At 59.2% G+C, this 20,332-nt stretch carries 21 protein-coding genes; 11 read left to right on the top strand and 10 right to left on the bottom strand.

Annotated elements, in window-relative coordinates:
• Window positions 1–51 precede the first annotated feature (51 nt).
• Entirely contained in the window at window positions 52–1,533 is a 1,482-nt protein-coding gene (gene trpE, locus ND528_RS04860; RefSeq protein WP_122612453.1) for an anthranilate synthase component I, read from the top strand.
• Window positions 1,534–1,706: 173 nt separating this feature from the next.
• Here the strand turns inward: trpE and estP are convergent, their stop codons facing one another.
• Complete coding sequence (gene estP, locus ND528_RS04855) at window positions 1,707–3,614, bottom strand: esterase EstP (protein WP_263469819.1); 1,908 nt, start codon at window positions 3,612–3,614, stop codon at window positions 1,707–1,709.
• A gap of 407 nt (window positions 3,615–4,021) precedes the next feature.
• On the opposite strand from estP, the gene ND528_RS04850 reads away from it, so the two are divergent.
• From ND528_RS04850 to ND528_RS04835, 4 genes are all read left to right on the top strand, one after another.
• Complete coding sequence (locus ND528_RS04850; protein WP_041476683.1) at window positions 4,022–4,615, top strand: aminodeoxychorismate/anthranilate synthase component II; 594 nt, start codon at window positions 4,022–4,024, stop codon at window positions 4,613–4,615.
• Between the two features lie 9 nt (window positions 4,616–4,624).
• Window positions 4,625–5,674, top strand: a complete 1,050-nt coding sequence (gene trpD, locus ND528_RS04845) for an anthranilate phosphoribosyltransferase (protein WP_016772917.1) — start codon at window positions 4,625–4,627, stop codon at window positions 5,672–5,674.
• The gene (gene trpC / locus ND528_RS04840; RefSeq protein WP_263469818.1) at window positions 5,671–6,507 is read left to right on the top strand and encodes an indole-3-glycerol phosphate synthase TrpC; all 837 of its coding nucleotides are present in this window, start codon (window positions 5,671–5,673) and stop codon (window positions 6,505–6,507) included. The genes trpD and trpC overlap by 4 nt, the downstream gene beginning before the upstream one ends.
• A 124-nt stretch (window positions 6,508–6,631) precedes the next feature.
• Complete coding sequence (locus ND528_RS04835) at window positions 6,632–7,333, top strand: lipoate--protein ligase family protein (RefSeq protein WP_212617267.1); 702 nt, start codon at window positions 6,632–6,634, stop codon at window positions 7,331–7,333.
• Window positions 7,334–7,342: 9 nt separating this feature from the next.
• On the opposite strand, the gene crp is transcribed toward ND528_RS04835, so the two are convergent.
• Entirely contained in the window at window positions 7,343–7,987 is a 645-nt protein-coding gene (gene crp / locus ND528_RS04830; protein ID WP_016772920.1) for a cAMP-activated global transcriptional regulator CRP, read from the bottom strand.
• A gap of 235 nt (window positions 7,988–8,222) precedes the next feature.
• On the opposite strand from crp, the gene ND528_RS04825 reads away from it, so the two are divergent.
• Both ND528_RS04825 and speD read left to right on the top strand, forming a co-directional pair.
• Entirely contained in the window at window positions 8,223–8,645 is a 423-nt protein-coding gene (locus tag ND528_RS04825) for an OsmC family protein (RefSeq protein ID WP_016772921.1), read from the top strand.
• Window positions 8,646–8,882: 237 nt separating this feature from the next.
• On the top strand, window positions 8,883–9,677 hold the full coding sequence (gene speD, locus ND528_RS04820; RefSeq protein WP_024014530.1) for an adenosylmethionine decarboxylase: 795 nt from the start codon (window positions 8,883–8,885) through the stop codon (window positions 9,675–9,677).
• A gap of 111 nt (window positions 9,678–9,788) precedes the next feature.
• Here the strand turns inward: speD and coq7 are convergent, their stop codons facing one another.
• The 6 genes from coq7 to hemJ all read right to left on the bottom strand — a co-directional run bounded on the left by coq7 (window position 9,789) and on the right by hemJ (window position 14,321).
• Window positions 9,789–10,436, bottom strand: a complete 648-nt coding sequence (gene coq7 / locus ND528_RS04815) for a 2-polyprenyl-3-methyl-6-methoxy-1,4-benzoquinone monooxygenase (protein WP_217865091.1) — start codon at window positions 10,434–10,436, stop codon at window positions 9,789–9,791.
• Between the two features lie 196 nt (window positions 10,437–10,632).
• Window positions 10,633–10,971, bottom strand: coding sequence for a histidine triad nucleotide-binding protein (locus ND528_RS04810; protein WP_016772924.1), 339 nt, complete (start codon window positions 10,969–10,971; stop codon window positions 10,633–10,635).
• Window positions 10,972–11,027: 56 nt separating this feature from the next.
• A complete protein-coding gene (locus tag ND528_RS04805) occupies window positions 11,028–11,816 on the bottom strand; it encodes an SDR family NAD(P)-dependent oxidoreductase (RefSeq protein WP_056786709.1) in 789 nt (262 codons plus the stop codon).
• 61 nt (window positions 11,817–11,877) lie between these two features.
• Window positions 11,878–12,825, bottom strand: a complete 948-nt coding sequence (locus ND528_RS04800) for a DUF805 domain-containing protein (RefSeq protein ID WP_263469817.1) — start codon at window positions 12,823–12,825, stop codon at window positions 11,878–11,880.
• Window positions 12,826–12,891: 66 nt separating this feature from the next.
• Window positions 12,892–13,860: an NAD(P)H-dependent flavin oxidoreductase gene (locus ND528_RS04795; RefSeq protein ID WP_263469816.1), complete on the bottom strand. Its 969-nt coding sequence runs from the start codon at window positions 13,858–13,860 to the stop codon at window positions 12,892–12,894.
• Window positions 13,861–13,892: 32 nt separating this feature from the next.
• Window positions 13,893–14,321 carry a protoporphyrinogen oxidase HemJ gene (gene hemJ / locus ND528_RS04790; protein WP_039757756.1) on the bottom strand — a complete coding sequence of 143 codons (429 nt, stop codon included), beginning with the start codon at window positions 14,319–14,321 and terminating at the stop codon, window positions 13,893–13,895.
• A gap of 134 nt (window positions 14,322–14,455) precedes the next feature.
• Here hemJ and argC point away from each other — a divergent pair, with 134 nt between their 5' ends.
• Together argC and erpA are read left to right on the top strand one after the other, a co-directional pair.
• Window positions 14,456–15,490, top strand: coding sequence for an N-acetyl-gamma-glutamyl-phosphate reductase (gene argC, locus ND528_RS04785; protein ID WP_263469815.1), 1,035 nt, complete (start codon window positions 14,456–14,458; stop codon window positions 15,488–15,490).
• A gap of 168 nt (window positions 15,491–15,658) precedes the next feature.
• A complete protein-coding gene (erpA, locus tag ND528_RS04780; protein ID WP_007918905.1) occupies window positions 15,659–16,009 on the top strand; it encodes an iron-sulfur cluster insertion protein ErpA in 351 nt (116 codons plus the stop codon).
• A gap of 69 nt (window positions 16,010–16,078) precedes the next feature.
• On the opposite strand, the gene ND528_RS04775 is transcribed toward erpA, so the two are convergent.
• Both ND528_RS04775 and ND528_RS04770 read right to left on the bottom strand, forming a co-directional pair.
• Window positions 16,079–17,170: an anhydro-N-acetylmuramic acid kinase gene (locus ND528_RS04775; RefSeq protein WP_263469814.1), complete on the bottom strand. Its 1,092-nt coding sequence runs from the start codon at window positions 17,168–17,170 to the stop codon at window positions 16,079–16,081.
• Between the two features lie 3 nt (window positions 17,171–17,173).
• Window positions 17,174–18,598, bottom strand: coding sequence for a peptidoglycan DD-metalloendopeptidase family protein (locus ND528_RS04770; protein ID WP_263469813.1), 1,425 nt, complete (start codon window positions 18,596–18,598; stop codon window positions 17,174–17,176).
• A gap of 212 nt (window positions 18,599–18,810) precedes the next feature.
• Between ND528_RS04770 and tyrS the strand changes: the two genes are divergently transcribed.
• Together tyrS and ND528_RS04760 are read left to right on the top strand one after the other, a co-directional pair.
• Window positions 18,811–20,010, top strand: a complete 1,200-nt coding sequence (tyrS, locus tag ND528_RS04765; RefSeq protein WP_263469812.1) for a tyrosine--tRNA ligase — start codon at window positions 18,811–18,813, stop codon at window positions 20,008–20,010.
• A gap of 80 nt (window positions 20,011–20,090) precedes the next feature.
• The gene (locus tag ND528_RS04760; RefSeq protein WP_263469811.1) at window positions 20,091–20,270 is read left to right on the top strand and encodes a hypothetical protein; all 180 of its coding nucleotides are present in this window, start codon (window positions 20,091–20,093) and stop codon (window positions 20,268–20,270) included.
• Window positions 20,271–20,332: the final 62 nt, after the last annotated feature.

Raw genomic sequence — 20,332 nt, 5'->3', positions numbered from 1 at the left:
CCGGCGCGTTTGCATACCTGACTGATTGCACCTCACACCACGAGGCACCTTATGAATCGCGAAGAATTCCTGCGTCTGGCCGCTGACGGCTATAACCGCATCCCGCTGGCCTGCGAAACCCTGGCCGACTTCGACACGCCGCTGTCGATCTACCTGAAACTGGCCGACCAGCCCAATTCCTACCTGCTCGAATCGGTGCAGGGCGGCGAGAAATGGGGCCGTTATTCAATCATCGGCTTGCCGTGCCGCACCGTGCTGCGGGTTCATGATCATCACGTCAGCATCACCGTCGATGGCGTCGAGACCGAAAGCCATGACGTCGAAGACCCGCTGGCCTTCGTGGAAACCTTCAAAGCGCGCTACAACGTGCCGACCATCGCCGGCCTGCCGCGCTTCAACGGTGGACTGGTCGGTTACTTCGGTTACGACTGTGTGCGCTATGTCGAGAAGCGTCTGGGCAAATGCCCGAACCCGGATCCGCTGGGCGTGCCGGACATTCTGCTGATGGTTTCCGACGCCGTTGTGGTGTTCGACAACCTGGCCGGCAAGATGCACGCGATCGTCCTCGCCGACCCTGCGCAGGCCGATGCCTTCGAGCAAGGCCAGGCGCGGTTGCAGGAACTGCTCGAGCAACTGCGTCAGCCGATCACCCCGCGTCGTGGCCTGGATTTCAGCAAACAGCAATCGGCCGATCCGGTGTTTCGTTCCAGTTTCACCCAGGACGATTACGAAAAAGCCGTCGACACCATCAAGGAATACATCCTTGCCGGCGACTGCATGCAGGTGGTGCCGTCGCAGCGCATGTCGATCGACTTCAAGGCTGCGCCGATCGATCTGTACCGCGCCCTGCGGTGCTTCAACCCGACGCCGTACATGTACTTCTTCAACTTCGGCGATTTCCACGTCGTCGGCAGTTCGCCGGAAGTGCTGGTGCGCGTCGAAGACAACCTGATCACCGTGCGTCCGATCGCCGGCACGCGCCCACGCGGTGCCACCGAAGAAGCCGATGTGGCGCTGGAGCAGGACCTGCTCTCGGATGACAAGGAGATCGCCGAGCACTTGATGCTGATCGATCTGGGCCGCAACGACACCGGGCGAGTCTCGGAAATCGGTTCGGTGAAGCTCACCGAGAAAATGGTCATCGAGCGTTATTCCAATGTGATGCACATCGTCTCCAACGTCACCGGCCAGTTGAAGTCGGGCCTGACCGCAATGGACGCACTGCGGGCGATTCTGCCGGCGGGTACGTTGTCGGGCGCGCCGAAGATTCGCGCGATGGAAATCATCGACGAGTTGGAGCCGGTCAAGCGCGGTGTGTACGGCGGCGCGGTCGGTTACTTCGCCTGGAACGGCAACATGGACACCGCCATTGCCATTCGCACGGCGGTGATCAAGAACGGTGAATTGCACGTACAGGCCGGCGGCGGCATCGTCGCCGACTCGGTGCCGGCGCTGGAATGGGAAGAAACCCTGAACAAACGCCGCGCGATGTTCCGCGCCGTGGCCCTGGCCGAGCAGACCCCGGACGCCTGATCCACGCAATTTCCCATGTGGGAGCGAGCCTGCTCGCGAAGAGGATGTGTCAGTCACCGTTGATATTGACTGACCCGGCGCTTTCGCGAGCAGGCTCGCTCCCATATTGGGTTTTGTGTTGAGGCATAAAAAAAGCGGCGCCCTGACAGGCGCCGCTTTTTTGCATCTACGACTCAGAAATCCAGCACAACCCCGACATTCAGTCCCTGCTGCTTGAAGTCATCATCCTTGCGGAACGTATAACCGCCACGCAGCGCCAGATCCGCCGTGAGCTTGTGACTGACACCCAGGCTCAAGCGGTTCAGGTGACTTGCCGGTGTGTAGCCTTCAAGGGTGAAGTCATTGGCCGGCAGGGTGTTGAGTGCGATGTTGACCTTCTGCACGTCATCTTCGTACTCACGCTCGTGGGCGTATTCGCCGTACACCTGGGTTTGCGCGGTGAAGTTGTACTTGCCCTGGATGCCCACGCCCAGGCGTTTCGAATCGCGGCTCTGGTCATCGAAGGTCAGCGCGGTGGCGCGGTTGCTCTTTTCCGAGTAACCGTCGACATCGACACTGGCGTAATCAGCGCTGACAAACGGCGACAGATGCCATTGGCTGCCCGGTTGCGCAATGTCATAGCCCAGGCGCGTGCTGAACGCCCACAGGCTGCCGTCGGTATCACCTTTTTCCGCGCCCTCGCTGGCGCCGAGGTCGAACTTGCGCTTGAGATTGTCGTAGTCGAGTTTGCCGCCGGTCAGCGCCGCGTCGGCCCACCAGCGGTTCTGCTGGAACTGGGCAAACGCGGTGGCCATGTAGCTGTTGAGTTTGTAGTCGGAATCGTTGTGCCCAGCCTCGAGATTCTGCCGGTACAAACCGGCCGCCACACCCACGCGCCAAGCCTCGTTCAAGCGATAGCTGCCGCCGACGTTGAGGTTGTAACCGCTGCCATCGGCACTGGCGCCGCTGCTTTGGCTGTCGACATCCAGATGCTGTCCGCCGGCCGAGACAATCGCGCGCCACTGACCGACCGCTTGCCAGTTCTCCCAGTCTGCCTGCCATTGGTTGCGTAATTCATCCTGATGCGCACGCACGGTGCCGTGGGCCATTTCAGGTAGCAGGCTCAATTCCCACGGCGCAGCCAACAGCGAATAGGCGTAATCGGCGATCAGTTTTTGCCCGGATTCGGTCGGGTGTACGCCATCGTTGTAGATCAGTTTGGTCGGATCCGGCGTGGCGCTGTTGATCCCGTAGCGGGCGTTTTCCGTGCAGCTATTGCCACTGAAGCAGGTGGCGGTGAGGTTCTGATCGGTAGCCAGACCAAAGCGTCCCGGGTCGGCGAAGACTTCCGAGAGCAGCACCGGAATGTTCAGCGGAATGACTTCGGCGTTGATGCCTTGCAGGCGCGTCACCAACTGACTGTTGAACTGGTTGGCGAGGGTGCTGCTGAACGCTTGCAGCGGCGTGCCATTGAGGGCCGGTGTCAGGCCCACGTCGGGCAGCAGCCAGACCATCACGTATTTGGCGCCAGCGGTCTGCAGGGTCTGAACGCTGTCGGCCAATCGATCGGCTGCGGCGTTGGCCTGAGGTAGGCTGAGAATGCGGCCCTGGAGGAAGTCGTTGCCGCCACCGGAAATGTAATACAGCGCATTCGGGTCGGCGCGGAAGCCGTTCGACGGCAGGTATCCGGCACGGGTGCGTTCGCCGGTGGCCGATTGGGTGGTGATCGAGTCGAGAATCTGGTCGGTGCGATAACCACCGACCGCCCAGTTGTTGCCGTCGGGCTGGCCGTTTTCCGCGCGCACTGCGGAGCTGGAAGAGGCTGTCTGGTCGGGCGAAAAGCCCAGGCGGCCGCCGAGCAACTGGGTGGAATTCAATGAAAAAACTTCGCCGCTGCCATCCTGATACACCGGCCCGGTGCGGTTGGTGTAGCGCTCGGTGGAGCCCGCCGGGCCGCCACTGTCGGCGAAAGTGCCGGCATCGTTGAGGCTGTCACCGAAGACGATGAAACTGGAATAAGGATTGGGCGCTGCATTGGCCTGGGCGCAGGCGAGTGCGAGAAGGCAGCTGGCCAGCGGTACAAACAACGTCTGTCTGATCATGAGCAAGTCCGTTTATTTATTGTTGTAGGTGAACGAAACGACAGTACCAAAAACTTTCGGCATTTTGCCATCGGTCGTGAATCCCTCTGCCGTTTTATAACCCGCAGGCCCCGCCATATTGCACGCTCCGCCCAGCTAAGTTACTGTGCCGGAACGTATGAACGAGACCTTCCCCGTGTTGATCACCAGCAAACTTCTGGATCAAGTCATCAAGGCACACGCCCGCTGGCGTTGGCGCGCCTGAATCTTCTCTGCCGGCTCCGCCGGATCTGTATCGCTTTGCCTTCCTTGTCTGTTTGAAATGCCGCTGTGCTGGCGCCCTGTGCGCGTCCGACATCGCGCAGCGCCCTGCGGGCAAGTCATCTGAAGGCTGTCATCAAGTCAGAATTCAAGAGGTTCGAAACGCCATGTTGCTGATGATCGACAACTACGACTCCTTTACCTACAACGTTGTGCAATACCTCGGCGAGCTGGGTGCCGAGGTCAAAGTGGTGCGCAACGACGAACTGACCATCGCCGAAATCGAAGCGCTGAATCCCGAGCGCATCGTGGTTTCCCCCGGGCCGTGCACGCCCACCGAGGCGGGCGTTTCCATCGACGCGATCAAGCACTTCGCCGGCAAACTGCCGATCCTCGGCGTTTGCCTCGGCCACCAGTCCATCGGCCAGGCCTTCGGCGGTGATGTGGTGCGTGCCCGCCAAGTCATGCACGGTAAGACTAGCCCGGTATTCCACGAGGACAAGGGCGTGTTTGCCGGCCTCAATCATCCGCTCACCGTTACCCGTTATCACTCGCTGATCGTCAAGCACGACAGCCTGCCCGATTGCCTCGAGCTGACCGCGTGGACCCAGCACGACGACGGCTCGGTCGACGAGATCATGGGGCTGCGTCACAAGACCCTGAACATCGAGGGTGTACAGTTCCACCCCGAGTCGATCCTCACCGAGCAGGGTCATGAACTGTTTGCCAATTTCCTCAAACAAACCGGCGGCACGCGCTAAGGACTTCCCATGAACATCAAGACAGCCCTCAGCCGTATCGTCGAACACCTCGACCTCAGCACCGATGAAATGCGCGATGTGATGCGCGAGATCATGACCGGCCAGTGCACCGAAGCGCAGATCGGCGCGTTCATGATGGCCATGCGCATGAAGAGCGAGAGCATCGACGAAATCGTCGGCGCGGTGTCGGTGATGCGCGAGCTGGCCGATCAGGTCGAGCTGAAAACCCTCGACGGCGTAGTCGATGTGGTAGGCACCGGCGGTGACGGTGCGAACATCTTCAACGTATCGACCGCGTCTTCCTTTGTTGTCGCAGCGGCCGGTTGCACCGTGGCCAAGCACGGCAACCGCGCGGTGTCCGGCAAGAGCGGCAGTGCCGATCTGCTGGAAGCTGCCGGCATTTATCTGAACCTGACCCCGGTGCAGGTCGCGCGCTGCATCGACAACGTCGGCATCGGTTTCATGTTCGCCCAGACCCACCACAAAGCCATGAAGTACGCCGCCGGCCCGCGCCGCGAACTCGGCCTGCGCACGCTGTTCAACATGCTCGGCCCGCTTACGAATCCGGCCGGTGTGAAACATCAGGTCGTCGGCGTATTCACCCAGACGCTGTGCCGGCCATTGGCCGAAGTCTTGCAAAGACTGGGCAGCAAACACGTGCTGGTCGTGCATTCGAAGGACGGTCTGGATGAGTTCAGCCTCGCCGCGCCGACCTTTGTTGCCGAGCTGAAGAACAACGAAATCACTGAGTATTGGGTCGAACCGGAAGACCTCGGCATGAAGAGCCAGAGCCTGCACGGCCTGTCCGTCGAAGGCCCGGAAGCATCGCTGGCGCTGATCCGCGATGCCCTGGGCAAGCGCAAAACCGAAAACGGTCAGAAAGCTGCCGAGATGATTGTGCTCAATGCCGGTGCGGCGCTGTACGCCGCCGACCTGGCAAGCAGTCTGAAACAAGGTGTGGAGCTGGCGCACGACGCGCTGCACACCGGCCTCGCTCGGGAAAAACTCGAGGAGCTGGGTGCCTTTACCGCGGTATTCAAAGTGGAGAATGAAGGATGAGTGTACCGACGGTTCTGGAAAACATTCTGGCGCGCAAGGTTGAGGAAGTCGCCGAGCGCAGCGCCCGGGTCAGCCTGAGCGAGCTGGAAAGTCTGGCCAAGGCGGCCGATGCACCCCGTGGTTTTGCCCAGGCTTTGCTGACGCAAGCGAAGAAGAAGCAACCGGCCGTGATTGCCGAAATCAAAAAGGCTTCGCCGAGCAAAGGCGTGATCCGCGAAGACTTCGTGCCGGCAGACATTGCCAAGAGCTACGAAAAGGGTGGGGCCACCTGTCTGTCGGTGCTGACCGACATCGATTACTTCCAGGGCGCCGATGCCTACCTGCAACAGGCGCGCGCCGCCTGCAAGCTGCCGGTGATCCGCAAGGATTTCATGATCGATCCGTACCAGATCGTTGAAGCCCGAGCGCTGGGTGCCGATTGCGTGCTGTTGATCGTCTCCGCACTGGACGACGTGAAAATGGCCGAGCTGGCCGCCGTAGCCAGAGGCGTCGGTCTCGACGTGTTGGTGGAAGTGCACGACGGTGACGAGCTGGAGCGCGCGCTGAAGACGCTCGACACGCCGCTGGTCGGGGTCAACAACCGCAACCTGCACACCTTTGACGTCAGCCTGGAAACCACTCTCGATCTGCTGCCGCGTATCCCGCGCGATCGCCTGGTGATCACCGAGAGCGGCATCCTCAATCGGGCCGACGTTGAGCTGATGGAAATCAGCGACGTGTACTCGTTCCTGGTCGGCGAAGCGTTCATGCGCGCGGAAAATCCGGGCATTGAATTGCAGCGCCTGTTCTTCCCGGAACGTGGTGTGCCGATCAGCGGGTCGACCCTCGACTGACCGAGTCGACCTCATTCGCGAGCAGGCTCGCTCCCACAGAGGATTGCATTCCAGTGTGGGAGCGAGCCTGCTCGCGAAGGACCCATCGAAACCGCTAAAGATTTCCATGTTGCCGGAGCCTGTTATGTCGCTGCCAACCCCGCTGACCATCGAATCCGGCCTGCAAGCCGAGCAGGACTTGCTGGCCTCGGTCTGCGCTGGCGACGCCGAATTCGGCCTGCTGTTCTGGCAACCCACCGACCGCGCGCTGGTCATGCCGCGCCGCCTCAACCGTCTCGCGCAATTCGACCACGCCTGCGAAGTCTCCGCTGCCGCTGGCTGGCCGGTGCTGTTGCGCGAGACCGGCGGTGAGCCCGTCCCGCAATCCGCTGCAACCATCAACATTGCCTTGGTGTATGCCCCGCCTCGCAGTGAAGGCGATCTGAACCGCATCGAAACCGCCTACCGCCGTCTGTGCGATCCGATCTGTCAGTTGTTGGACGAACTGGGCGGCACCTCGTCGGTGGGCGAAATCGACGGCGCATTCTGTGATGGTCGTTTCAACGTCAATCTCGACGGTCGCAAAATGGTCGGCACCGCCCAGCGCTGGCGCCAGAGTCAGGGCGGCCAGCGTCCGGTGGGGCTGGTGCACGGTGCGATGCTTATGGATGACGAGCGCGAAGCGATGGTCGCTGCGGTCAATCGCTTCAACGAAGCCTGCGGCCTGGAGCAGCGGGTGAGGGCGCAAAGCCACATCGCCCTGCATGAGAAATTCAACGCGCCACAGGCGTTGGCGCGTCTCGATGAATTGTTTCGTTTGATGCTGGCGCAGATTTACAGTGCCTGATTTACGAGCTTAGCGCGTACCGAAGACCACCATGGTCTTGCCCTTCACGTCGACCAGATTGCGTTCTTCCAGATCCTTGAGCACGCGGCCGACCATCTCCCGTGAACAACCGACAATCCGGCCGATCTCCTGACGGGTGACTTTGATCTGCATGCCGTCCGGATGGGTCATGGCGTCCGGCTGTTTGCACAGCTCCAGCAGGCAGCGGGCGACGCGGCCAGTTACGTCGAAAAACGCCAGGTCGCCGACTTTCCGGGTGGTGTTGCGCAGGCGCTGTGCGATTTGTCCGCTGAGCGCGTAGAGAATGTCTGGATCCTGCTGCGATAACTCGCGGAACTTGGCGTAACTGATTTCCGCGGTTTCGCATTCGACCTTCGCCCGCACCCAGGCGCTGCGTTCCTGCTCCTGACCTGCTTGCTCGAACAGACCCAGTTCGCCGAAGAAATCCCCGGCGTTGAGGTAAGCGATGATCATCTCGCGACCATCGTCGTCTTCAATGAGGATGGTGACCGAACCCTTGATGATGAAGTACAGCGTGTCCGAGCGATCGCCGGCGCAGATGATGTTGCTCTTGGCCGCATGACGCCGGCGCTGGCAATGCATCAACAGCTTGTCGATGTTCTTGATTTTGGGTGTGGGGGTAATAGCAACCATGGTTGTATCCCGAAAAGACTGCACGGTGATGTTTGAGTTTTTATGAGGCGCTGAAGGCGGTCGCTACAGAGCTGACGAATTGGCGCCAGCGAATTGGCGCCAGCTTACCAGACACTTCGTCGTAAATTCGAGAAATTACCTACAGCCAGAAAGCATCCGTCCTAGGACGTCGTTCCTGTCGGGACAAAGTGCTGTGCTAAGCTGGCGACCCTTTTTTTACAGTGGAGTCTGGGCGATGAAGGCACGCATCCAATGGGCTGGCGAAGCCATGTTCCTCGGCGAATCCGGTAGCGGTCATGTCGTGGTGATGGACGGCCCGCCGGACGCCGGTGGTCGTAACCTCGGGGTTCGCCCGATGGAAATGCTCTTGCTGGGTGTCGGCGGTTGCAGCAACTTCGACGTGGTCAGCATCCTGAAGAAGTCGCGCCAGGCCGTTGAAAGCTGCGAAGCCTTCCTCGATGCCGAGCGTGCGACTGAAGATCCCAAGGTCTTTACCAAGATCCACATGCACTTCGTGGTCAAGGGCCGGGGCCTGAAAGAAGCTCAGGTCAAGCGCGCCATCGAGCTGTCGGCCGAGAAGTATTGCTCGGCGTCGATCATGCTCGGCGCGGCTGGCGTGGCAATTACTCACGACTATGAAATCGTCGAACTCGGCTGAACCGACATTCAACTATCATAAAAGCAGTGCAGACTCTGGCGATCCCCCGCTGACGTCTGCATAATGCGCCACTTTTTTCAGGGCAGTGATCGGTCAGCCGACAGGTCATCCGCCTGAACAGATAACCAAAATCGCCATCGCGAAGAGGTGTTAACCGTCCTACGCAGGTGCGTTGTTCGCACTTGACGGGCATGCTTGATCACGCGGCCGCGCCGCATACATAGAGAGTTTTTAACGGTGAAAAGCAAACTCAAGCTCCACGGGTTCAATAACCTGACAAAGACCTTGAGCTTCAACATCTATGACATCTGCTACGCGGAGACCCCGCAAGACCAGCAGGCTTACGTTGAGTACATCAATCAAGAGTACAACGCGAAACGCCTGACGCAGATTCTCACAGAAGTTGTCGAGATCATTGGTGCCAACATCCTGAACATCGCCAGTCAGGACTATGAACCCCAGGGCGCCAGCGTCACGATTCTGATTTCGGAAGAGCCGGTAACCCCGACTGACAGCCAGATCGAAGAATCGCCGGGCCCGTTGCCCGAAATCATTCTGGCCCACCTCGACAAGAGCCACATCACGGTGCACACCTATCCGGAAATCCATCCGGACGACGGTATTGCGACCTTCCGTGTGGATATCGACGTGTCGACTTGTGGTGTCATTTCACCGCTCAAAGCGCTCAACTTCCTCATTCACCAGTTCGATTCGGACATCGTGACCGTGGATTACCGTGTGCGCGGCTTCACCCGTGACGTTGAAGGCAACAAGCACTTCATCGACCACGAGATCAACTCGATCCAGAACTACCTCTCCGAAGACACCCGCGACGCGTACCAGATGACCGACGTGAACGTGTACCAGGAAAACCTGTTCCACACCAAAATGCTGCTGAAGAACTTCGAACTGGACAACTACCTGTTCGGCGACGCCACCAGCAACCTCTCGCCCGAGCAACGTGCCCAGGTGACCGACCGTGTGAAACACGAAATGCTGGAAATCTTCTACGCGCGCAACATGCCGACCTAAGATTCCCGGAAACAAAAAAGGCGACCTCCTGGTCGCCTTTTTCATGCCTCACACAAAACCTCTGTGGGAGCGAGCCTGCTCGCGAAGAGGTCATCAGCACCGACACAGATCTCAGATCCGATAAGTACTCTTGGTCATCACCTTCGCCAACAAACTCATGCCGAACTTCACTGGCGCCGGAAAACGAAACCCGCCCGCATCCAACGCGCTTTCCGCATGGTGTTCTTCATCGATGCGCATCTGCTCGAGAATCGCCCGGGATTTCTCGTCCTCTGCCGGCAATTGCTCCAGATGTTCGTTCAAGTGCTTGCAGACCTGATGCTCGGTCGCCGCAACGAAACCAAGGCTGACTTTGTCGCTGATCAGTCCGGCCACCGCGCCGATGCCGAACGACATGCCGTAAAACAGTGGATTCAGCACGCTGGTGTGGCTACCCAGCTGATGGATGCGCTGCTCGCACCAGACCAGATGATCGATCTCTTCTTCAGCCGCGTGCTCCATGGCTTCGCGCACCTGCGGCAACTTGGCGGTCAGTGCCTGGCCCTGATACAGCGCCTGTGCGCAGACTTCGCCGGTATGGTTGATGCGCATCAGACCGGCGACATGGCGGGTGTCTTCATCGCTCAGTGGCGTATCCGGCTGCAGAATCGCTGGCGACGGGCGGTAGGGCTGGCCACTGGAGGGCAACAGAGTGCGCATCGCGGCATCGGCTTGCAGCAGCAGACGGTCTATGGGCGAGTAGTGACGTTGGGTAGTCATGCTGACCTCCGGGAAGAATCTCGGCGGTCAGTTTAACCGAATCGGCCGGCGAGGGTTTGCGCTGGGTCACTTGCTGGGCGGTCAGGCTTTTTTGTGGGAGCGAGCCTGCTCGCGAAAGCGGATTATCGGCTACTGAAGTGTTGAATGTATCGGCGCCTTCGCGAGCAGGCTCGCTCCCACAGTTGGTTGTCGCCAATCAGCCCGGCGGCCAGTTCATCTGGCGCTGCCCCAGCACGTGCATATGGATGTGATAGACAGTCTGCCCGCCAAGTTCATTGCAGTTCATCACCACGCGGAAGCCTTCTTCGCAGCCCAGCTCCAGTGCCAGACGCTGCGCGGTGAACAGAATGTGCCCGGCCAGCGCCTTGTCGTCTTCGGTCAGGTCGTTGAGCGTGCGCACCGGTTTTTTCGGGATCACCAGAAAGTGCACCGGAGCCTGTGGGGCGATGTCGTGGAAGGCCAGAACCTGGTCGTCCTCGTAAATGATATTGGCCGGGATTTCCCGGTTAATGATCTTGGTGAACAGAGTATCCACTGCTGTTTCTCCGTTGAGTTGGGCTGAATCGAGTGTACCGCTGCGAAGTCGTGTTCCTAGCGGGGGCAGTAAGCTTTATTGACCATGCCGACAATCGTCCGGTTAAGCCAGCGTGAACCCAGTCGCGGCAGGAACGCCAGCCAGCGGTTGCGCCGTCCGGGAATAATGATGGCGCGGTTTTTATCCAGTGCACGTACGGCGTGCAGTGCGACCTCTTCCGGACTCATCAGCGAGTGGCTGCTTTCAATCTTTTCGCTGCTCATCTGTGCGGTACGGAAGAACGGTGTGCGCGTCGGGCCGGGGCACAGCACCGAAACTTTCACGCCGCTTTGTTTGAGCTCCACGCGCAGGGCTTCGGAAAAATGCAGCACATAGGCTTTGCTGGCGTAGTACGTGCTCATCCATGGGCCGGGGCTGTACGCAGCCACCGAGGCGACATTGAGGATCTGCCCGCCACCCAGCAGCGCCATGCTGTTGCCCAGCGCATGGCAGAGGCGGGTGAGGGCGAGGATGTTGACCTCGATGAGGTCCTGCTCGGTCATCCAGTCTTGCGCGAGAAATGGCCCGCAAGTGCCGATGCCGGCGCAGTTGACCAGCAGATCGATCTGCCGGTCACCTTCTTCAAGCTCCAGCAAAAAACCGGAAAGTCGCAACGGTTCGCCGAGATCGCAGGCGCGAAACAATACTTCGACATCGAAACGCTGGGTCAGCTCGATGGCGATACTTTCCAGCTGATCACGCTGTCGTGCCACCAGAATCAGGCTGCGGCCGCGCCGGGCCAGCGCTTCGGCCATGGCCAGGCCGATGCCGCTGGAAGCACCAGTGATCAGAGCGTAACGGGTCATGCAGTTCTCCATCGCAACAGCTCCGCGCCGGCGACGCGGTTGTCGCGGCAGGGAGCGCTGTTCATTCTTGCGCAGAGTCTACAGGGGCCTGCGCCGGTTCGGCTGCCTCGTCAGCGGAAATCGCTGGCGGTTCGACAACCTCGACTTCGTCGGTGGTCACCGAGCCGCTGTCATAGCTGCTTTCAAGATTGCTTTCATATTCTTCCTGGACAGCCGAGAAGCCGCCAAGCAGGCCGCCGGCAAAAATCAGCGCGAAGAATACGATCCACAATGAGCACAGCACTTTGACCGCCGTGCTGTTGGGCGGTGGCGGCGGCCCATAACGGTTGGCGCCGGCATTGCCGGGTACGACCATCATCACCAGCGGGAAAAAACTGCCCACGAACGGCACCAGATTCAACAGCCACAGCCAGCCCGACCAGCCGATATCGTGCAGACGCTGAACGCTGAACAGAATGCTGACGATCATGAAGCCAATGAACAGGAAGACCGCCAGGATCCCGCCGAGGATCAGCCCGGTGGTCGAGTCGCCACTGACCAGACCCAAGGCAATCAACGCGAACACGCCGACGATGGGCAGGGTCACCAGGCTCAAGACCATGGTCCAGGCCAGAAAGCGCAGGCGACCGATCCGGCCTTCGACGCTGAATGGCTTGAGCGTGGCGAACGGCGGCAGAGTTTCGCCGACATTTGCGCGGGGTGGCGCGTAAGGCGAGTCCGGTTCGGCCACCGCTGCAGGGTTATCGTGGACATCCGCCAGATTCAGCTCGATGGCGGTTTCCGCTTCGATCCGCGCATCGATCCCGGTTTTGTTCAGTGCCTGCAGATACGTCTGGGCTTCACTGTGGGACAGATCACGTTTGAGAGCGACGGCGCGGCCACTGAACAGACGCTCGATGGCGGACACATCGCTTTTGAACAGATCCGCCAGATTCAGCTTGGCGGTGGTGAGGTCGACACCGGGCTGCAGCGCGCCGTCGAAGACGATCTTGTAACGGGGGTCGCTCATGGCCGAGGCATCCTTGTCGCGATTCATTGGGCAGCCAGTCTGATCAGGACTGGCCGGATATATGTTTCAGCGCGGCCAGCGTTGTGGCAGCTGTGCAGCGCGCGTTTGGGCTTGACGATATTCAGCGTCGAGCCGTGCAATCAATTGATCCACACTCGGCAGATCGTCAATCTGACCAACTCCCTGGCCCGCCGACCACACGGTCTTCCAGGCCTTGGCTTCATCGTTGATCGGCTTGAGCTTGTCGCCGAAGTTCACCTCGCCCTTGCCTTGCAGGGCCGCCATGTCGAAACCGGCCGCCTCCAGGCTCTGGCGCATGAAACTGGCCGGCACTCCCGACACCGCTGGAGTATGAATGATGTCGGCAGCCTTGGCTGTCAGCAGCATCTCTTTATAAGCGTCAGGCGCGTGACTTTCTGTTGTGCCGATAAATCGCGTACCGAAGTAGGCCAAGTCCGCACCGAGCAGCTGCGCGGCGAGAATCTCATGGCCGTGGTTCAGACATCCTGCAAGCAACAGCGTCTTGTCGAAGAACTCACGGATTTCGGCAATCAGCGCAAACGGACTCCATGTGCCGGCATGCCCGCCGGCACCGGCCGCGACGGCAATCAGCCCGTCGACACCGGCTTCAGCGGCTTTCTCGGCATGGCGCCGCGTGGTCACGTCATGAAAAACCAGACCGCCATAGCTGTGCACCGCGTCGACCAGTTCCTTCACCGCGCCGAGGCTGGTGATAACGATCGGCACCTTGTGCTCGACGCAGATGTCCAGATCCGCCTGCAGACGCGGGTTGCTGTGATGAACAATCAGGTTCACGGCATAAGGGGCCGGATTAACCAGCGTCGCCAGGCCCGCTTCGATCTGTTCCAGCCAGGCCTTGAACCCACTGCTTTCACGCTGGTTCAGAGCCGGAAAACTGCCGACCACGCCGTTGCGGCAGCAGGCGAGCACCAGTTCCGGATTGGAGATCAGGAACATCGGCGCCGCTACCACGGGCAGACGCAGACGTTGTTCGAGCACAGCGGGCAGCGACATTGTGAACCCCCGAAGATTTCTATCGATTGAAGTTAGAACGGCTTGACCACGACCAGAATTACGATAGCCAGCAATATCAGAACCGGCACTTCATTGAACCAGCGATAAAAGACATGGCTGCGGGTGTTTTCGCCACGGGCGAAGCGTTTGACCTGCGCGCCGCACATATGGTGGTAACCGATCAGCAGCACGACCAGAGTCAGTTTTGCGTGAATCCAGCCGCCCTGGCTGAAAAGGCTTGGGTTGAGGTAGATCAGCCAGCCACCGAAGATCAGCGTGGCGATCATCGCCGGGCCCATGATGCCGCGATACAGCTTGCGCTCCATGACGCTGAAGCGTTCCTGGCTGATCGTGTCTGCGCTTTGCGCGTGGTAAACGAACAGGCGCGGCAAGTAGAACAGCCCGGCAAACCAGCAGACGACGCTGACAATGTGAAACGCTTTGAGCCATAGATAGAGCATTTTTGGTTATTCCCTCATTCACGGTAGCCAGATAGTAGAGGCTTGAGCGTCCGCGCGTCACCTTGGCGGTTGTCGCAGGCGCGCGCGGCCCCTATTATCGACGGCTTTCCAGTGGGTTCGTTGAGGGCAGGTTTATGGTCAAGGTCGGTATCGTCGGCGGCACGGGTTACACCGGTGTCGAACTGCTGCGTCTGTTGGCACAGCATCCGCAGGCAGAAGTGGTCGTCATCACTTCCCGATCCGAGGCCGGTCTGGCCGTGGCTGACATGTACCCGAACCTGCGCGGTCACTATGACGGGCTGGCGTTCAGCGTGCCGGACATCAAAACCCTCGGCGCTTGCGATGTGGTGTTCTTCGCCACGCCGCACGGTGTGGCTCACGCACTGGCGGGCGAATTGCTGGCGGCGGGTACCAAGGTCATCGACTTGTCCGCCGACTTCCGTTTGCAAGATGCTGATGAATGGGCCAAATGGTACGGCCAGCCACACGGCGCGCCGGAACTGCTGGACGAAGCGGTCTATGGTCTGCCGGAAGTCAATCGCGAGCAGATCAAGAAAGCGCGCCTGATCGCGGTGCCGGGTTGCTATCCGACCGCAACGCAACTGGGTTTCCTGCCATTGCTTGAAGCAGGTCTGGCCGACGCATCGCGTTTGATCGCCGACTGCAAATCCGGCGTCAGTGGTGCCGGGCGTGGTGCGGCTGTAGGTTCTTTGTACTCCGAGACGTCGGAAAGCATGAAGGCCTATGCGGTAAAAGGTCATCGCCATCTGCCGGAAATTCGCCAGGGCCTGCGTCGCGCGGCGGGCAAGGACGTCGGCCTGACCTTCGTCCCGCACCTGACGCCGATGATTCGCGGTATTCACTCCACGCTCTACGCGACAGTAGCGGATCGCTCGGTTGATCTGCAGGCACTGTTCGAAAAGCGCTATGCCAACGAACCGTTCGTCGATGTAATGCCAGCCGGCAGCCATCCGGAAACCCGTAGCGTACGTGGCGCCAACGTCTGCCGCATTGCTGTGCATCGTCCGCAGGATGGCGATCTGGTGGTCGTGCTCTCGGTGATCGACAATCTGGTGAAGGGCGCCTCGGGTCAGGCGGTGCAGAACATGAACATCCTCTTCGGACTGGACGAGCGTTTCGGTTTGTCCCATGCCGGCATGCTGCCTTAAAAGCAGCTACGAGCTTCAAGCCACAAGCTACAAGAGATCAGAGGCAAGCTTGAAGCTCACCGCTTGAAGCTTGCCGCTGCTCCTCTAATAGTTGACCAATTTTCTAGGACAAGCGGATAATGCGCGTCATCACGCATTATGGCGGCGTAACGCCGGGAGATAGTCAGCATGAGCGTCGAATCCTTCACCCCCACGGCTTTGCAATTCACTCAAGGTGCTGCGCACAAGGTGAAGAGCCTGGTCGATGAAGAGGGGAATGATCGCTTGAAGCTGCGCGTATTTGTTACGGGCGGCGGTTGTTCAGGGTTTCAATACGGTTTCACCTTCGATGAAGACGTGGCCGATGACGACACAATCGTCGAGCGCGAAGGCGTGAGCCTGGTGGTCGATCCGATGAGCTTCCAGTACCTGGCCGGTGCCGAGGTGGATTATCAGGAAGGTCTGGAAGGTTCGCGCTTCGTGATCAAGAACCCGAATGCCACAACGACTTGTGGTTGCGGTTCTTCGTTCTCGATCTGATCGCAGTTCACCGCACGCAACAAAACGCCGCAGAGCCTTTCGGTTCTGCGGCGTTTTTGTGTCTGAAGCTTATGCCGGGTAGATAGCGCCGAGTACGCGCAGGCCACGAGCACCAGTGACGCTTGGCCGGTTGGCGGCGATGCCTTCGAGGCAGCAATGAGCCAGCCAGGCGAAGGCCATGGCTTCCACCCAATCCGGATCAACGCCGCGGGTGGCGGTGCTGGCGACCGTGGTGTCTGGCAGTAGAGCGGCCAAACGTTTCATCAGCGTGGCGTTGTGAGCGCCGCCGCCACAGACCAGCAACTCCTGAGTATCCGATTGAGCGCTTTGTAGCGACTCGACGATGGTCAGCGCCGTCAGTTCGAGCAGCGTGGCCTGAACGTCTTCGGCTGCGAAGGTTGGCAGGCGTGAAAGATGCTGCTCCAGCCATGGCAGATTGAAGACTTCCCGGCCGGTACTCTTCGGGCCTTTGGTGACGAAGAACGGGTCGCTGAGCAGTGCCTTGAGCAGGGTTGGTTCAACCTTGCCGGTCGCGGCCCATTCGCCGTCCCGGTCATAGTTTTCGCTACGTTGCCGGTGAATCCAGGCGTCCATCAGAACATTCCCCGGCCCGCAATCGAAACCGGCTACAGGTTTGTTCGGCTCGATCAGGCTGAGATTGCTGAATCCGCCTACATTCAAGACTGCCTGGTTATCGGTACGCGCTTCAAACAACGCTTCATGAAAGGCTGGCACCAGAGGCGCACCTTGGCCACCCGCTGCAACATCGCGGCTGCGGAAATCACTGACGACGGCAATGCCGGTCAATTCGGTCAGCAGGGCTGGATTACCGATCTGCACGGTGAAGCCGCGCGCCGGCTCATGGCGAATGGTCTGACCGTGGCTGCCGATAGCGCGGATTGCATCGGGCTTCAATTGTTGTTTCGCGAGGAGGGTGTGAATGCCCGACGCGGCAAGTTCGACCCAGTGTTGCTGGGCAATCGCCGAACGGGCGATCTCGTCGGGGCCGCTGGCGCACAAGCCAAGCAGCTCGGCGCGCAGGGATTCAGGCATTGGCAGGTAGTGGGTGGCGATCAGTTTGATCGCCGAGGTCTGCTCGATCAGGGCGATGTCCAGCCCGTCGAGACTGGTTCCGGACATCACTCCGATATACAGGGCCATGGCTTAGCGCTTGCTCGAGGCCAGCATGGTGGCCTTCTCTTGATCCATGCGCGCCATCAACGGTTGGCTCTGCGCGAGGAAGCGCGCGCGTTCGGACTTGGCGATCGGATCGGCCATCGGCAGCTTCTGGCCCAGTGGATCGACGTGAACGCCGTTCACCTGGAACTCGTAATGCAGATGCGGGCCGGTGGAAAGGCCCGTGGTGCCGATGTAGCCAATCACTTGGCCTTGCTTGACGGTACCGCCGGTTTTCACGCCTTTGGCGAAACCCTGCATGTGGCCGTAAAGCGTACGGTAGGTGTTGCCATGCTGAATGATCACGGTGTTGCCGTAACCGCCGCGACGGCCGGCCAGCAGGACTTTGCCATCACCGGCAGCCTTGATCGGCGTGCCTCGCGGCGCTGCGTAATCGACGCCTTTGTGGGCGCGGATCTTGTTGAGGATCGGGTGCTTGCGGCCCATGGAGAACTTCGAGCTGATGCGGGCGAAGTCAACCGGCGTCCGGATGAAAGCCTTGCGCATGCTGTTGCCATCGGCAGTGTAATAGCTGCTGTTGCCTTGTTTGTTGGTGTAGCGCACAGCGGTGTAGGTCTTGCCGCGGTTGGTGAAGCGCGCAGACAGGATCGGGCCGGTGCCGACTGCCTTGCCGTTGACGACTTTCTGCTCGTAGATCACATCGAATTCGTCGCCCTGACGAATATCCTGGGCGAAGTCGACGTCGTAGCCGAACACGCTGGCCATATCCATCGTCAGGCTGTGGGAAAGCCCAGCGCGGGCAGCGGACTGCGACAACGAGCTATTTATCACGCCGTGAACGTAGGCTGTGCGAACCGTTGGTTTAGCGGTAACTCGGTTGAATGAATAGCCCTTGTCGTTCTTGGTCAGAGTAATGGTTTCAACGTCGCTGACCTTGCTGTGCAGGCTGGTCAACTGGCCTTCCGGATTCAGTTCGAATTCGAGTTTCTGACCACGCTTGAGCTGGCTGAACTGTTTGGCCTGCTTGTCGCTAGCCAGCACTTCATGCACGGAGGCTGCTGGCAGACCGACTTTTTCAAACAGGGTGGACAGCGTGTCGCCTTTGGAAACCACGACTTCGCGGTGGCCAGGCTCTTTTGGTTTCTCCGCTGGCGCTACAGGTGCAGGCGAAGTTTCAGCGGTTTGCGCGGCGTTTTCGTCGCTGTTTTCGATTTGTGCGAACGGCGAAGCTGCCGGTTCGTTTGTGGCTTGAGCCGCGTCGGCAGCGTCTTGATCTTGTGTCAGTTGTTCAGCAGGACTTTCCAGTTCAAGACTCAGAGTCGTCTTTTTGGCTTCAACATCGCTGGAGGGGAATACCAGCAGCGCCAGGCTGAGAAGGGCGGCAATTCCACTTGCGGCAAGCAGGTGGGTCTTCGGGTAAAGCGGGGGCGCTTTAGACGGTTCTGTGGTCATAGGTAATTTTTGACTTTGAAATAGATGAATTGGAAAAGATGAATGACATGATGAAGATGAAATAACTGTATAAAATATAACCAAATCATCGCTGAAGCAAGTCTACAGACCTCGGGTCTGTGGATTGGTGTCCGTGCGCCGGGCAAAACTTGTAATTGGTGCGCGTTCTTGTATGGTTGGTTCCCTTTGAATCTGAGCCTTGCGGGTCTGTTATGAAGTCGGTTGAAGAGCAGCTAGCGCTGATTAAACGTGGTGCGGAAGAACTGTTGGTCGAGTCCGAGCTGGTCGAGAAGCTCAAGCGCGGCCAACCGCTGCGTATCAAGGCTGGTTTCGACCCGACCGCTCCGGATCTGCATCTGGGTCATACCGTGCTTATTAATAAGCTGCGTCAGTTCCAGGAACTGGGGCACCAGGTGATCTTCCTTATAGGTGACTTCACCGGGATGATCGGTGATCCGAGTGGCAAGAGCGCCACGCGTCCGCCACTGACGCGTGAGCAGGTTCTGGAGAATGCCGAGACCTACAAGACTCAGGTTTTCAAAATCCTTGATCCGGCGAAAACCGAAGTTGCATTCAACTCCACCTGGATGGACAAGATGGGGCCGGCGGATTTTATTCGCCTGACTTCGCAATACACCGTCGCTCGCATGCTTGAGCGCGATGACTTCGACAAGCGCTACACCACCAACCAGCCAATCGCTATTCACGAGTTCCTCTATCCGCTGGTTCAGGGTTATGACTCGGTCGCGCTGCGCGCGAATGTCGAGCTGGGCGGTACCGATCAGAAATTCAACCTGCTGATGGGGCGCGAGTTGCAGCGTGGTTATGGCCAGGAAGCCCAGTGCATTCTGACCATGCCATTGCTGGAAGGTCTGGATGGCGTGAAGAAGATGTCCAAGTCGCTGGGCAACTATGTCGGTATCCAGGAAGCGCCGGGCGTCATGTACAGCAAGCTGGTCTCCATCCCGGATGCGCTGATGTGGCGTTACTTCGAATTGCTCAGCTTCCGTTCGATGGATGAAATCAACGCCTTCCGAGCTGACGTTGAGGCTGGCGCGAACCCGCGTGATATCAAGATCAAGCTGGCTGAAGAGATCGTTGCGCGATTCCATGGCGAAGAGGCGGCGGCGAATGCTCACCGTGGTGCCGGAAATCGCATGAAGGATGGCGAGCTTCCGGATGACTTGCCTGAGGTCGAGCTGGCTTCGGCTGAAGATATGCCGATCGCTGCTGTTCTTAATAAGGCGGGCCTGGTGAAGAACTCGGCAGCAGCGCGCGATCTGTTGGCGGCGGGCGGCGTGCGTGTTGATGGTGAAGTGGTTGATCGTTCCTTTATATATGTACTGGGCGCGACTCACGTTTGCCAGGCTGGCAAGAAGGCGTTCGCACGTATTACGCTGAAATCTGAATAAAGTTGGAATTAGGGGTTGACGGCGAATTCCAGAGGTCTATAATTCGCCCCGCTTCCGGCGCAGTCGAAACGGAAAACTCCTTGAGATTCAAAGAGTTACGCAGTTTTCGGCAGCGGCTTGCTTCAGATCATCGAAGCCTGGAAGGAGTTAAAAGAGCGGTGATGTTTGGCTCTTTTAACGGTTCGATCTTCTCGATCGAAAGCGGAGAAAAAGAGGTGTTGACAGCAGCGATTAACGCTGTAGAATTCGCCTCCCGCTAACGAGAGATCGGAAGCGCAAGTGGTTGAAGTTGTTGAAGAATTCTTCGAAAACTTCTGAAAAT

Source organism: Pseudomonas mercuritolerans (assembly GCF_025706525.1).
GTDB classification, from domain to species: Bacteria; Pseudomonadota; Gammaproteobacteria; order Pseudomonadales; family Pseudomonadaceae; genus Aquipseudomonas; species Aquipseudomonas mercuritolerans.
The sequence above is the reverse complement of the archived record's forward strand: the minus strand, read 5'-3'. Positions and strand labels throughout refer to the sequence as shown.